This is a genomic window from Vibrio limimangrovi (assembly GCF_054064025.1).
Genome location: NZ_JBSUGF010000011.1, coordinates 46265 through 60227, shown reverse-complemented (window position 1 = coordinate 60227; position 13963 = coordinate 46265). Strand labels below are relative to the sequence as shown.

12 protein-coding genes are annotated in these 13963 nt (G+C 46.6%); 5 read left to right on the top strand and 7 right to left on the bottom strand.

Annotated elements, in window-relative coordinates:
* Window positions 1-22: 22 nt before the first annotated feature.
* Window positions 23-214 carry a hypothetical protein gene (locus ACWYU8_RS15660; protein WP_457520653.1) on the bottom strand — a complete coding sequence of 64 codons (192 nt, stop codon included), beginning with the start codon at window positions 212-214 and terminating at the stop codon, window positions 23-25.
* A gap of 115 nt (window positions 215-329) precedes the next feature.
* Complete coding sequence (gene mdh, locus ACWYU8_RS15655; protein ID WP_457520651.1) at window positions 330-1265, bottom strand: malate dehydrogenase; 936 nt, start codon at window positions 1263-1265, stop codon at window positions 330-332.
* A 360-nt stretch (window positions 1266-1625) separates the two neighbouring features.
* Between mdh and argR the strand changes: the two genes are divergently transcribed.
* The 4 genes from argR (at window position 1626) to ACWYU8_RS15635 (ending at window position 6921) form a co-directional block, all read left to right on the top strand.
* Window positions 1626-2096: a transcriptional regulator ArgR gene (gene argR / locus ACWYU8_RS15650; RefSeq protein WP_444494822.1), complete on the top strand. Its 471-nt coding sequence runs from the start codon at window positions 1626-1628 to the stop codon at window positions 2094-2096.
* Window positions 2097-2497: 401 nt separating this feature from the next.
* On the top strand, window positions 2498-3466 hold the full coding sequence (locus ACWYU8_RS15645) for a TAXI family TRAP transporter solute-binding subunit (RefSeq protein WP_457520649.1): 969 nt from the start codon (window positions 2498-2500) through the stop codon (window positions 3464-3466).
* A gap of 393 nt (window positions 3467-3859) precedes the next feature.
* Window positions 3860-6439 carry a TRAP transporter permease gene (locus tag ACWYU8_RS15640; protein ID WP_457520647.1) on the top strand — a complete coding sequence of 860 codons (2580 nt, stop codon included), beginning with the start codon at window positions 3860-3862 and terminating at the stop codon, window positions 6437-6439.
* Between the two features lie 44 nt (window positions 6440-6483).
* On the top strand, window positions 6484-6921 hold the full coding sequence (locus ACWYU8_RS15635; protein WP_457520646.1) for a universal stress protein: 438 nt from the start codon (window positions 6484-6486) through the stop codon (window positions 6919-6921).
* 69 nt (window positions 6922-6990) lie between these two features.
* Here ACWYU8_RS15635 and thiQ read toward each other — a convergent pair whose 3' ends face one another.
* The 5 genes from thiQ to mpl all read right to left on the bottom strand — a co-directional run bounded on the left by thiQ (window position 6991) and on the right by mpl (window position 12622).
* A complete protein-coding gene (gene thiQ, locus ACWYU8_RS15630; RefSeq protein ID WP_457520645.1) occupies window positions 6991-7695 on the bottom strand; it encodes a thiamine ABC transporter ATP-binding protein in 705 nt (234 codons plus the stop codon).
* Complete coding sequence (thiP, locus tag ACWYU8_RS15625; RefSeq protein WP_457520644.1) at window positions 7689-9281, bottom strand: thiamine/thiamine pyrophosphate ABC transporter permease ThiP; 1593 nt, start codon at window positions 9279-9281, stop codon at window positions 7689-7691. The genes thiQ and thiP overlap by 7 nt, the downstream gene beginning before the upstream one ends.
* Before the next feature lie 11 nt (window positions 9282-9292).
* Window positions 9293-10285, bottom strand: coding sequence for a thiamine ABC transporter substrate binding subunit (gene thiB, locus ACWYU8_RS15620; protein WP_457520643.1), 993 nt, complete (start codon window positions 10283-10285; stop codon window positions 9293-9295).
* Between the two features lie 336 nt (window positions 10286-10621).
* Window positions 10622-11257: a flavin prenyltransferase UbiX gene (locus ACWYU8_RS15615; protein ID WP_457520642.1), complete on the bottom strand. Its 636-nt coding sequence runs from the start codon at window positions 11255-11257 to the stop codon at window positions 10622-10624.
* 6 nt (window positions 11258-11263) lie between these two features.
* Window positions 11264-12622, bottom strand: a complete 1359-nt coding sequence (gene mpl / locus ACWYU8_RS15610; protein WP_457520641.1) for a UDP-N-acetylmuramate:L-alanyl-gamma-D-glutamyl-meso-diaminopimelate ligase — start codon at window positions 12620-12622, stop codon at window positions 11264-11266.
* A gap of 312 nt (window positions 12623-12934) precedes the next feature.
* On the opposite strand from mpl, the gene fbp reads away from it, so the two are divergent.
* Window positions 12935-13948 carry a class 1 fructose-bisphosphatase gene (fbp, locus tag ACWYU8_RS15605; RefSeq protein ID WP_457520640.1) on the top strand — a complete coding sequence of 338 codons (1014 nt, stop codon included), beginning with the start codon at window positions 12935-12937 and terminating at the stop codon, window positions 13946-13948.
* Window positions 13949-13963 lie beyond the last annotated feature (15 nt).

The window sequence follows — 13963 nt, the reverse complement described above, 5'->3', positions numbered from 1 at the left end:
GTCTTCTGCGTAGTGCGCTCGATTAATAATACCGCTCGCTACCACCATGTAACTGCGGATCGTCTTCGATTTCAGCAAACGTGACCGCTATTTGTTCATCTGTACCTTGTTTGGACAGTAGTACTGTTTCCGCTTCACGATCAACGGCGAGTATCGTACCGACACCCTGCTGGCATTCCACGACCATACCTTTACAGATTCGACTCGCTTCCATCCCTTACTCCTCCTTACGTTTATCGTGTTGAACTCTTTTACGTAGGAAAAAGTAAATAGATCAAAAAAGCCGATCCCAAGATCGGCTCTTTTATACTAACGATGAACACTCGAGATTATTTAGCGAACTCAACACCGATGTTGATGTCGCCGTTTAGCGTTTCTAGCATGCTGTCTAGCGCTGATTTTTCGAAATCGCTTAGTGCACCGTAGCTTAGTATTTCTTCAACACCTTCTTTACCTAGCTTCACTGGCTGAGCAAAGTATGGTGCGTGCTCACCGTCACCTTCAACGTATGCACACTCAACGACGCCTTCTTCACCCTGAAGAGCACGTACCAGAGAAAGACCGAAGCGACATGCCGCTTGACCCATAGACAGTGTCGCACTACCGCCACCCGCTTTCGCTTCAACAACTTCAGTACCCGCATTCTGGATACGCTTAGTTAGTGCTTCAACTTCTTCAGCGGTAAACTCAACACCTTCAACTTGAGAAAGCAGAGGAAGAATCGTTACGCCTGAGTGACCACCGATCACAGGGACACGAACGTCACTAGGATCTTTGTCTTTCAGCTCAGCAACGAAAGTTTCTGAACGAATCACATCAAGTGTTGTTACACCGAACAGTCTACGCTTGTCGTAAACGCCTGCTTTCTTAAGCACTTCAGCCGCGATTGGCACAGTTGTGTTTACAGGGTTAGTGATAATACCAACACATGCTTTAGGACAAACTACAGCAATTTTCTCTGCTAACGCCTTAACGATGCCTGCGTTAACATTAAATAGATCCGCACGATCCATACCAGGTTTACGTGCAACACCTGCTGAGATTAGAACCACGTCAGCACCTTCAAGTGCAGGAGTTGGATCTTCACCAGCATAGCCTTTGATCGATACCGGCGTTGGGATGTGGCTAAGATCAGCAGCAACACCTGGTGTAACAGGTGCGATGTCATACAGGGCTAAATCAGAACCAGCTGGAAGACGGTTCTTAAGTAAAAGGGCAAGGGCTTGACCGATACCGCCAGCGGCACCAATAACGGCTACTTTCATGTAGTTCTCCTTGAGAGTATTCTCTTATAAATGTATTCATAGGGTAGTTTGTAACCAAACTGATGTAAGCTATCGGAATCACAACTTGATTACAATCAATTAACGCTAGCTTTGCGACGTCGCGCAACTCACTGTAGCCGTGCCACAGACGGCGACCGGATTATTCTTTTATTCACTTGAAATGACAAGAAATTAGAAGAAACAAAATTCCTCCCCCTCTCCCCTATAGAAAGAATGGCATCCAGTTAATCGTTTACAGTGATGTAACTAACATTATCCGGGGTCTTTTTGGAAAAATGTGAATATCTATGCGAGAATATGCAAAATTGCAGTTCCGAAATTAAGAGAATCATAATGACCATGCGCAATACTGAAAAACAAGACAACTTAGTGCGTGCTTTTAAAGCCCTGCTAAAAGAAGAGAGTTTTGGCTCACAGGGCGAAATTGTTGACGCCCTAAAACTTCAAGGTTTTGAAAGCATTAACCAATCTAAAGTTTCTCGCATGCTGACCAAGTTCGGTGCAGTACGTACACGAAATGCGAAAATGGATATGGTTTATTGTTTGCCTGCAGAGCTAGGTGTACCGACAACAAGCAGCTCTTTGCGTGAACTTGTTCTGGATATAGACCACAACGCCGCATTAGTGGTTATCCACACGGGTCCTGGCGCGGCACAACTTATCGCTCGTATGCTGGACTCTTTAGGTAAATCTGAAGGTATTCTTGGCGTTGTTGCTGGTGACGACACTATCTTTATCACGCCAACATTACCTGTTTCGACTGAACAATTGTTTAAATCTGTTTGTGAGCTGTTCGAATACACAGGCTGATAAAGCTTAGTTCGAGTCGAATAACTCTTTGTGAGCTATAGATAAATTCAATTTTATGGCTCACTCCTTCGATCATTGCTTTCTTTTTTTTGTTGTTTTTTTAATCACTCATTTGTGATCTAAATCACGCTAATCGTTTTTTCTTCCTTTCCTCACCTCAAAGCGTAAGCTACTGTTATAAAAAGAATAAAACAACAGATCAATCACTACATCATCTTAAAGACTTCAGACTTATTCGCTATAATTTTTAACAGCCGGATAATTTTCTGCCAGTTTTTGTTATTATTTGTTTGCTTTTTCAAACAATTGGATTGAAAAAGACGCCGTTTCCAAACAGGAAACTCCAGAAGTGATTGATGGTTATTTCCGGGTAAATAATGAATATTAAGGAAGGGAATTTCATGGCATTTTACAAACTACTCAAAGTCGGTGCTATCGCTGCAGCTGTTATGGGCGCTGGCGCAGTTAATGCTCAAGAGTTTATTACTATCGGTACAGGCTCTGTGACAGGCGTTTACTACCCGACTGGCGGTGCTATCTGTAAATTGATAAATAAAGGTCGTAAGGATCACAACATTCGTTGTTCAGTTGAAGCAACTGGCGGTTCTATTTACAACGTTAACACTATCCGATCTGGCGAATTAGACTTCGGTATCGTTCAGTCTGACTGGCAGTACCACGGCTACAATGGTACAAGTGAATTTGCAGATCAAGGCCCGTACAACAAACTCCGCGCAATGTTCTCTCTGCATACTGAACCTTTCAACATCATTGCTCGCACAGATTCTGGCATCAACAATGTTAAAGACCTCAAAGGTAAACGCGTAAACATCGGTAACCCAGGTTCTGGTGACCGTGCAACCATGGGTGTGGTTATGGATGCAATGGGCTGGACAAATGATAGCTTCCAGCTTGCTTCTGAACTTAAAGGCTCTGAGCGTTCCCAAGCACTTTGTGATAACAAAATCGACGCATTCATTTATATGGTTGGTCACCCGAACGGTTCAATCAAAGAAGCAACCACCTCTTGTGACGCAAAACTCGTTCCTGCAACGGGTCCTGAGATCGATAAAATCGTTTCAACGACCCCTTACTACGCTTACAGCACTGTGCCTGCAGGAATGTACCGCGGTACCGATCAAGACGTGAAAAGCTTTGGTGTAGCAGCAACAATGGTCACTTCGACTGACGTTTCAGATGAAGTCGCCTATAACGTGGCAAAAGCGGTATTCGAAGACTTTGATACCTTCAAACGTCTGCACCCTGCTTTCGCGAACCTGAAAAAAGAAGACATGGTTAAAGCGGGTATTTCAATTCCTCTGCACCCAGGCGCAGTGAAGTACTACAAAGAAGTGGGTCTGATTAAATAATCATCCAAGTCAAGGTAGATACCCGTTGTTATCTACCCTATTCAGTATGCTGGTTGTAGTTATTACGCCAGCATATTTGTTTAATACTGCAGTAGCTTAAGATTCCAGACTTAATTACTTGATGAGAGGCGCTTCACGAGCTTATCTCTTCCCATGAGCAAAACGGTACAACCTGGTTCTTAAGGTCATCTGAGTTTATTCATCGGTTTTTCTAAACCTCTCAATGCCAAATAAAACACTTTAACGCAGCCAATCAAAGTTCTGACAAGCTTCATTTTGAGTTCAGGCAGCGGATCTCGACAGCAAACTTCGCTCAATTCACTACACTGATATAGGCGATGGGTGTTTTCGACAGATAAAACAGGCAGAACCATCAATAATAAGGAAACGTACATGTCGACGAACAATACTCCGTCACAAGATGTGCAAGATATGGTGGCTCAAGCAGACACTGGGGCACGTAGCCCTTCGGGCATACAAGGACGAATCCTGTGGTTTGTTCCCCTATGTTGGTCACTATTTCAATTATGGTATGCATCACCATTACCATTTATTTTTAATTTCGGCGTACTTAATGACACTGAAGCCCGTTCGATTCACTTAACGTTCGCGGTCTTCTTAGCCTTTACTGCATATCCAGCGATGAAACACTCTCCTCGCGACCACATTCCGATCGTCGACTGGATTCTCGCTCTTGCTGGTAGCTTCTCAGCGGCTTATATCTATATTTTTTACACCGAACTCGCAGGGCGTTCCGGCGCACCGACGACCATGGATATCGTCGCATCGGTCATTGGTATGGTATTGCTTTTGGAAGCAACGCGCAGGGCTCTTGGACCACCACTGATGCTTGTGGCCGCCCTGTTCCTTACTTACACCTTTGCTGGCCCATACATGCCCGATGTCATAGCCCATAAAGGCGCGAGCTTAAATAAAGCGATGTCTCACTTATGGCTGACCACCGAAGGGGTATTTGGTGTGGCTCTGGGCGTATCGACTTCTTTCGTGTTCTTATTTGTACTGTTTGGTGCCATGTTAGAACGCGCTGGTGCTGGCGCTTATTTCATTAAAGTGGCGTTCTCTCTGCTAGGACACATGAGAGGCGGTCCGGCAAAAGCGGCCGTTGTTGCTTCAGGTCTGTCTGGCCTTGTGTCGGGTTCTTCCATTGCCAACGTAGTAACTACCGGCACGTTTACTATTCCGTTAATGAAACGTGTCGGTTTCCCTGGGACGAAAGCGGGTGCAGTAGAAGTTGCGGCGTCAACCAACGGTCAGTTAACACCACCAATCATGGGTGCCGCGGCATTCTTGATGGTGGAATACGTCGGCATCTCTTACGTTGAAGTGATTAGAGCTGCAATACTGCCAGCCCTCATCTCATATATTGCCTTGATTTACATTGTTCACCTTGAAGCATGTAAAGCGGGGATGACAGGACTCCCTCGCCGTCATAACCCGACTATGCTGCAAAGTCTGTTGTCGTTTACCGGTACAATCTTGGGGCTTTGTGTCATTAGCGCAGTGGTCTACTACGGTGTGGGCTGGACGAAAGATGTCTTCGGCGCAGCAGCAACGCCAATCGTGATGATCGCGCTGTTAATTACCTATGTGGCACTGGTGAAAGTTTCAGCCAACCACGTTAAAGATGGCGAAATTAGCATTGACGATGAGCTGACTGAAGTACCTGAACCGGGTCCAACGGTTAAGTCAGGTCTGCATTACCTGTTGCCAATCGTAGTACTGGTGTGGTGTTTGACCGTAGAGCGCTTTTCTCCGGGGCTGTCGGCATTCTGGGCTACCGTCTTTATGATCTTCATTTTGCTGACTCAACGTCCTTTAATTGCGGTGCTATCAAAACAAGGCGAGCTCGCTCAGCATACCAAAGAAGGTTTTGTGGATCTCGTGGAGAGCCTGGTAGCTGGTGCACGTAACATGATTGGTATCGGTGTTGCGACTGCGGCTGCAGGTACGGTAGTTGGTGTGGTCACACTGACTGGTATTGGCTTGGTGATGACGGACTTTGTCGAGTTCATATCCGGTGGTAGCGTATTCCTTATGCTGCTGTTTACCGCAGTGATCAGCTTGATTCTGGGCATGGGTCTGCCAACGACCGCAAACTACATCGTCGTATCAACCTTGATGGCACCCGTTATCGTCACTCTTGGTGCTGCACATGGCCTTATCATCCCACTGATTGCTGTACACCTGTTCGTGTTCTACTTCGGTATCCTCGCGGATGATACGCCACCAGTCGGCTTGGCGGCATTTGCTGCAGCTGCTATTGCTAAGTCCGACCCGATCCGTACAGGTCTTCAGGGTTTTGCCTACGATATTCGCACCGCTATTCTGCCGTTCATGTTCGTCTTCAATACCCAACTGCTGTTAATGGGTATCGATACATGGTGGCATTTAGCGCTGACAGTCATGTCTTCTATTATTGCGATGCTGATATTTTCCGCCGCGACTCAAGGATGGTGGCTTACTCGCAATAAGTGGTGGGAAACCGTCCTATTATTAGTGCTGACTTTCTCATTCTTCCGCCCAGGATTCTGGTGGGACATGATCTACCCGGCTAAAGTGGCTTCTCCAGGGGTTGAAGTTGCCCAAATTGCAGAAAAACTACCGGTCGGACAATCAATTGAACTGCGTGTCGCCGGACAGAACCTGGAAGGTGACAACATTGAGAAAACCGTGCTGCTGCCGTTTGACGACAATGCCAAAACGGCAGAAGAACGAATCTCATCGATGGGTCTGATGCTTACCGAAAACGACGGAAAAATGGTCGTGGATATGGTCGAGTTTGGTAGTCCTGCCGAGTCTGCTGGTATCGATTTTGACTGGGAGATCAAATCGGTCATTCAAGATGCCGATCGTCCAATGAAAGAGTGGGTATTTGTGCCTTGCTTATTGATTCTGCTGGCACTTGCTATGAACCAGAAACGTCGTACGCGCAAGGAACAACTAAGCGCATAACCGATTTGCCCCCGGGAGACTGGGGGCTGAGTGAGAGTAATTGAATGTTTAAACAAATTCTTGTTCCGGTTGATCTTAATGATCAAGGCTTCTCAGACCGAGCGGTTGAATTGGCGGTTTGGCAAGCGAAGCAAGCTAACGCGGTGATTCATCTGTTAACTGTTGTACCTGGTATTCACATGTCGATGGTCGCGACTTATTTTCCGAAAGATGCTGCGCTTAAAATGAAGCAAGATGTCGAACAGCAGTTAACGGCATTTGCCAAAGACAACATCAAAGAAGATATCACCTATAGTGTCCATGTGGCTGAAGGTAAGCCTTACACCACGATTATTGAACACGCCACGCGTTTAGGGGTCGACCTGATCATTATGCCGAGCCATAAGCGTTCGAAGATCAATAAAGTAATGCTCGGCTCAGTAGCGAGTAAAGTGGTCGAGTACTCACCCGTCAACGTGATGGTCGTGAAACCGCAGAGCTAACATCATTGTCACAGTAAAAGAAAAGGTTGATATTCACATCAACCTTTTCTTTTTCTATCTCATTAAAGCTTATCCAGCCGCACGTACGAATGCTTGTAAAGTCTCATTAGAATGCTGCACCGTAAGCTCACTTATATCACCTGCCGCCTCGATTTTACCACCAGCAACAAACGCAAAGTGGCTTGCTATCGCTCTCGCATCACTCAGATGATGTGTCACCATGAGTACGGTAATTCCCCGCTCGGCTGCCAGCCTCTTAACTAACCCAAGCATCTCTTCACGCAGCACAGGATCCAGTGCAGAGAAAGGTTCATCAAGCAACCAAACCGGGTGCGGCTGAACAAAACAACGCGCTAACGCAACACGTTGCCGCTGACCACCCGACAAATGCTCTGGCAAACGGTCGAGATATTCTGCGACACCAACTTGCTGCGCGGCTTGCTCTACCTGACGCTGTTGGTCTGCCGTAAGCTTTAACCCCGGATGCAAACCCAAGCTGATGTTGTCACGCACCGATAAGTGAGCAAACAAATTGTGCTCCTGAAACAACATAGAGAAAGGACGCTGGTAAGGCTCTTTGCGAACTATCGATTCACCATCAACCCGAATGTCACCTTGATCTGGGTGAATAAAACCAGCGACCAGTGCCAACAATGTCGATTTACCCGCCCCACTCGGCCCCATCAATGAGACAATCTGACCGCGCTCAATGGTTAAATCAAAACGAAACAGTTCACTTTGATAGGTGTATTGCACATCATCTAACACTAACATTGTGTGCTCTCCTTCGTTTTTAATACTTTCTCAATCAGAGTAAAACAGCCAACACTAAGCAAGAGTAAGGTTACCGACACGACTGCCGCAGCTTCCATTTGATAACTGCCAAGCAACTGGAATAAATACAGCGGTAAAGTTCGAAACTCTTGTCCTCCAAACAGTGCAATCGCACTTAAGTCCCCTATCGCAAACATAAAGCTAATCGCAAAGGCGTGAGCAAAGGGTTTACGCAGTGCCCGCCACTCCACCACTTTAAATCGCTGCCAGCCTCTCATTCCTAAGCTGGCGCAGACATATTGATATTGCTGTTCTATGTGCAGCATCGGCTGCGCCAACGTTTTAATCACATAAGGCAGAGCCATCAGACCGTTAACCAGAATGACAACAAAAAATGCCAGACTGAATACATCGGTAAAGGAACGCAGCAACAAGAACAACCCCGTGCTGATCACCAATCCCGGCGTCACCAGAATGATGGTGCCCACGAGCTCAATGTGATCTGCACGCGCGTTTTTATAATCCAGTCGCCAGCGTCGGCTGGTAAGTAAGATAGAAACACCGGCAGCAACGGCAAAGGTACTGGCTAACCCCGCGACTTTTAGTGAGTTAAATAAGGCTGACCAGAAACGGGCATCACTCAATACAGTGCCAATCTGGTGATTAATACCACTCAACACCACCATGACCAGCGGCGGAATAACCAGTAAAAAGGCACCTATGATCCAAAAGCTATCCCAAGCTTTTGACCACCCATGATCCTTCGTTAAGTATTGCTGTACCGAAGTACTTCCAGCGCTTATGGATACTGGCTTTGTCAGCTTCTGAACACCAATCGCAAGCACACCGCACAACAACATTTGCCACAGTGCCAATAAGGCACCAGCCTGCAGGTCAAAGTCAAATTTAATCGCCTGATAAATGGCCAGTTCAATGGTGGTCGATTTAGGCCCACCGCCCAATGCCATTACCGTAGCAAAACTGGTAAAGCACAGCATAAACACTAAGCCACTGACATGAGGAAGTTGTTGTCTTAAACGCGGCCACTCCACCCAACGAAACTTCTCCCAATGACTCATCCCTAGATGAGCGCACAGTTTGTGTTGTTCAGCAGGAATGGACTCAAGTGCTTGAAGCTGCAATCGCGCAGCATAAGGCAGATTAAAGAATACATGAGCGAGTAAAATGCCGTTCAGGCCATAGATAGAAAATGGCAGCTTGGCATCAAGAGTTTGTAACCATTGGGCAATCAAACCGCTGTTGCCATATATCGCCAATAATCCAAAAACGCCAACCAGAACAGGCAGAACCAAGGTTGAAGCAAACAGTTTGAGCAGTAATGACTTACCGAAAAATTCACGGCGGGAAAGCGAATGAGCAACGGGAATCGCCAAACCCACACTAATCAACGTGGACAGAAAAGCCTGATAGAAGCTGAATTTGGTAACGTGTTGATAATACGGGTCATCCCAGATCATCGACACATCTAAAGAAGGGGCCTGAAACATCAAAGCGCCCAGAGCAGAAAGAACAAAGGCCGCGATGACTATCGCGACCCCTACCCCTAATTTTGGTACGGAATTCAAAAGAACAACTCTTAGAAAGTCAGGGCGCTTTGCCACTCGCGGATCCAAGTCTTACGCATTTTCGCTACTTCTTCTGCCGTAAAACTCAGTGACTTGCTTGGTACATTTAAGGTTTCAAAGCCTTTTGGCAGCGCAACGCCGGTCACTGGGTACATCCAGTTTCCAGTAGGCATTGCGGATTGGAACTCATCACTCAAAATGAAATTCATGAACTCATCTGCCAGCTTGGCATTCTTCGAGCCTTTCACCTTCGCTGCCACTTCCACTTGCATATAATGACCTTCAGCAAAGTCAGCCGTAGCAAACTTAGCATCCTGTTCCGCAATCAGGTGGTAGGCTGGTGATGTGGTGTAAGAAAGCACTAAATCAGACTCACCATTGAGGAACATAGAATACGCTTCAGACCAGCCTTTGGTTACTGTTACCGTTTTACCCGCCAGTTGCTGCCAAGCGTGTGCAGTATTATCACCGTAGATAGATTTCATCCACAGCATCAAACCTTGCCCCGGCGTTGAGGTACGCGGATCCTGATAAATCACTTTAAGATCATCACGAGATTCAACCAGCTCTTTCATACTTTTCGGCGGATTAGCCAATTTCTCTTTATTGTAAACAAACGCGAAGTAGCCGTAGTCAAAAGGCACAAACGTGTTGTCATTCCAGCCGTTTGGCAAAATCGTTTTCGACGTATCAACATTATGTTCAGCCAGCAGACCTGTTTTCTTCGCTTCTGCCATCAGGTTATTGTCCAGACCCAATACGATATCGGCTTTGCTGTTACTGCCTTCCAGACGCAGGCGGTTCAAAATCGATACGCCATCATCCAGGGAGACGAAATTCACGTCACAACCGCATTTCGCTTCAAAAGCTTGTTCAAGCTTAGGACCCGGTCCCCAATCGGAAGCAAAGGAATCGTAGGTGTAGATGGTTAAAGTATTCTCAGCAGCAGAGGCTGAAGTCGTTGTGATTACGGCCAGGGCAATCAGGCTCAGAGTGGTTTTCACTGCTCGCTCTCCATGTCTATTTCAGAGAAATTTGTTGAGCGGCACAGGTTTGAGGCGGCTATTCGGAATGGCTAATATCCAGGCTCAATTCCTACGCCAGCATTATCTGGTTCAGGTAATACGGGTCCCTGTAGCCTAACTAGGTTAAGCACTTAGGTCTCAGCGCCCAAAAGTATTGATAAACACAATACCAAATGGGGTTGCTCCCCGATGAGTTGGATGGATTGTATACCCAAATAACCTCGTGATGCTAGGTTCAGCAAAGTAAAATGGGTCTATACGCAGCAATACCACCTTGATGATATTGATGCGTAACTTAACTTATTTGCTATTTACTCATGAACGCTGATCATATCCCCAGCGAGGTACCAAGCCTTGCTCAATACCAAGATGGTCAAGAATTCGCGCTACCATAAAGTCGATTAAGTCTTCGATAGTCTTTGGCTGATGATAAAAACCCGGCGCTGCGGGCATGATAGTTACCCCCATTTGCGACAACTTATGCATGTTTTCCAGATGCAGGGTCGAGAACGGCGTTTCACGCACCACAAGCAGCAACTGCCCACGCTCTTTCATTACCACATCTGCCGCACGCTCAATCAGGTTATCTGACATCCCGTGTGCAATCGCTGCAACACTACCTGCCGAGCACGGACACACCACCATTTGTTTTGGAGCCGCAGAGCCCGAAGCCACTGGCGAGAACCAATCATCTTTACCACAAACGGTAATGTTGTCAGGGTTACACTTAAGGTGCTCCACCAGCGCTTTTTGCGCCGCTTCAGGACCACTTGGCAGCTTCAGGTTATGCTCGGTTGCCATCACAACCCTCGCCGCAGAAGAGATCAGAACATAAACGTGATAATCAGCGGCAACCAGACACTCAAGAAGTCTGAGACCATAAGGCGCTCCTGAAGCGCCTGTTAGTGCTAAGGTAATGGCTTTCTTATGCTGAGTTTTTTTGTGAGACATAACTGATTAAGCTTTTTGTTTTAACTGTTCGAGAAGTTTTCCGTGAATCCCGCCAAAACCACCATTACTCATCACCAGAATTTGGTCTCCAGGTTGAGCACGTTCAACGATTTTTGCGACAAAACTATCCAGATTAGCGTCAAAAAACGCTGGTTGCTGGCATTGATCAGCGATTTCCTCAACGGACCACTCAATGTTATCTGGCTGGAATAAGAACACTTCATCAGCACTGTGTAGTGAATCTGCCAGCGTATTTTTGTGTACACCGCGTTTCATGGTGGCAGAACGCGGCTCCAGTACAGCCAGAATACGTTTATCACCCACTTTGTTACGCAGGCCACCAAGCGTCAGTTCAATCGCAGTTGGGTGATGAGCGAAATCGTCGTAAACCGTTACGCCTTGCTCTTCACCTTTCAGTTCTAGTCGGCGCTTGGTATTGATAAAACGGCCGAGTGCCTGACAAGCCAGCTCAGGAGTTACGCCGACATGTCTTGCCGCAGCAATCGCCATCAGGGCGTTATCCACGTTGTGATCGCCAACCAAGTCCCACTCTACCGTGCCGACTTTCTCGCCTTGCAGTGACACTTCAAATTTGGAGCCATCGACAACCAGTTTATGTGCTTGCCAATCGCCTTCTTCACCAGAGAACTGTTTTTCCGTCCAGCAGCCACGCTTAAGCACATCAGCCAGCGCCTGATCTTGTTTTGGAGCCAGAATCAGACCGTTACCCGGAACAGTACGCACCAAATGGTGGAACTGGCGCTTGATCGCTTCGAGATCGTCAAATATATCTGCATGATCAAACTCAAGATTATTCATGATTAGCGTGCGGGGATGATAATGCACAAACTTAGAACGCTTATCGAAAAAAGCACTGTCGTATTCATCCGCTTCAACAACGAAAAACATGCTTTCACCCAGTCGGGCAGAGACGCCAAAGTTACCCAGCACACCACCGACTAAGAAACCAGGCTGATAGCCGCAGTCTTCGAGTATCCATGCCAGCATACTTGATGTGGTGGTTTTGCCATGCGTACCAGACACCGCGAGTACCCAGCGATCATGCAGTAAGAACTCGCTCAGCCATTGTGGTCCAGAAGTATAACGCAGGTTGCTGTTGAGGACGTGTTCCACACATGGGTTCCCACGACTCATGGCGTTACCTATCACGACCAAATCCGGTTGAGGATTAAGCTGGGATGGGTCGAAGCCTTCAATTATTTCAATACCTTGAGACTCTAGCAGTGTGCTCATCGGTGGGTAAACATTGGCATCAGAACCCGTCACTTTATGTCCGAGTTGGCGCGCTAAAATTGCTGCGCCGCCCATAAACGTGCCACAGATACCCAAGATATGGATGTGCATAAACTTAACCTTGTAATGCCTTCTTTAATGTTTTCATTATCGCGATAACGACCAGAAAAGCGAGTGACTTTCACGCTCTTCTTGTTGTCCCTTTCAAAAATATGACAAGGGTGAACACGGACTGTACAACCTTCTGACTCAATGATGAATTCCTCAGTGACCAGACAAATAAATTGAGATCTCAGTCGGTTACTTCATTACCATTAAAAAGATATTCGACATAAAATTACGTTTAGCGCAAACGTTTAACATCCATGAAGAGATGTGTCCTTGCGCAACACCCCCAACAAAATGAAAATGTAAGGATTGACCATGTCTGGATTGCGCACCCTAGGCGAATTCATTGTCGAGAAACAAGCGGATTTCCCCCACGCTAGTGGTGATCTCTCATCTCTTTTAGCATCTATTCGTTTAGCCGCGAAAATCGTTAACCGCGAAATCAATGCGGCTGGCCTTGGTGATATTACTGGTGCAGTCGGCACAGAGAATGTCCAAGGTGAAGCTCAACAAAAGCTAGACGTTTATGCAAACGACAAGTTTAAAGCAGCGCTTGAAGCTCGTGACCAAGTTTGTGGCGTAGCCAGCGAAGAAGAAGATGAGGCGGTTGCATTCAATAAAGAACTCAACCAAAACGCCAAGTACGTTGTGTTAATGGACCCACTTGATGGTTCATCTAATATCGACGTCAACGTCTCTGTAGGTACGATTTTTTCGATTTACCGTCGTGTATCACCAATTGGTACTCCAGCAACAGAAGAAGATTTCCTTCAGCCAGGCCACAAACAGGTTGCCGCTGGCTATGTGATTTACGGTTCTTCAACCATGCTAGTTTACACCACTGGTAACGGCGTTAACGGCTTCACTTACGATCCTTCTATCGGCAGCTTCTGTTTGTCTCATGAAAACATGATGATCCCTGAAGATGGCAAGATCTACTCGATCAACGAAGGCAACTACATCCGTTTCCCACTTGGTGTGAAGAAGTACATCAAATACTGTCAGGAAAATGTGCCAGAAGATGGTCGTCCATACACCTCTCGCTACATCGGTTCTTTGGTAGCAGATTTCCATCGCAACCTGCTTAAAGGTGGTATTTACCTTTACCCAAGCACACAAAGCCACCCACAAGGTAAGCTGCGTCTTCTTTACGAGTGCAACCCAATGGCATTCCTAATCGAGCAAGCAGGTGGTATCGCTTCTGACGGCGTGAATCGCATCATGGACATCAAGCCTACAGAATTACACCAACGTGTGCCTTTCTTTGTCGGTTCGAAAAACATGGTACGCAAGGTTGAAGAGTTCCTTGAAAAGAATCGCGACGAATAGACCTTTGTCCAACGC

Coding starts and splice junctions, on each gene's coding strand:
- ACWYU8_RS15640 (WP_457520647.1), top strand. CDS start 3,860: ATGTCGACGAACAATACTCCGTCACAAGATGTGCAAGATATGGTGGCT.
- ACWYU8_RS15615 (WP_457520642.1), bottom strand. CDS start 11,257: ATGTCTCACAAAAAAACTCAGCATAAGAAAGCCATTACCTTAGCACTA.
- mpl (WP_457520641.1), bottom strand. CDS start 12,622: ATGCACATCCATATCTTGGGTATCTGTGGCACGTTTATGGGCGGCGCA.
- thiQ (WP_457520645.1), bottom strand. CDS start 7,695: ATGTTAGTGTTAGATGATGTGCAATACACCTATCAAAGTGAACTGTTT.
- mdh (WP_457520651.1), bottom strand. CDS start 1,265: ATGAAAGTAGCCGTTATTGGTGCCGCTGGCGGTATCGGTCAAGCCCTT.
- ACWYU8_RS15660 (WP_457520653.1), bottom strand. CDS start 214: ATGGAAGCGAGTCGAATCTGTAAAGGTATGGTCGTGGAATGCCAGCAG.
- fbp (WP_457520640.1), top strand. CDS start 12,935: ATGTCTGGATTGCGCACCCTAGGCGAATTCATTGTCGAGAAACAAGCG.
- argR (WP_444494822.1), top strand. CDS start 1,626: ATGCGCAATACTGAAAAACAAGACAACTTAGTGCGTGCTTTTAAAGCC.
- ACWYU8_RS15635 (WP_457520646.1), top strand. CDS start 6,484: ATGTTTAAACAAATTCTTGTTCCGGTTGATCTTAATGATCAAGGCTTC.
- ACWYU8_RS15645 (WP_457520649.1), top strand. CDS start 2,498: ATGGCATTTTACAAACTACTCAAAGTCGGTGCTATCGCTGCAGCTGTT.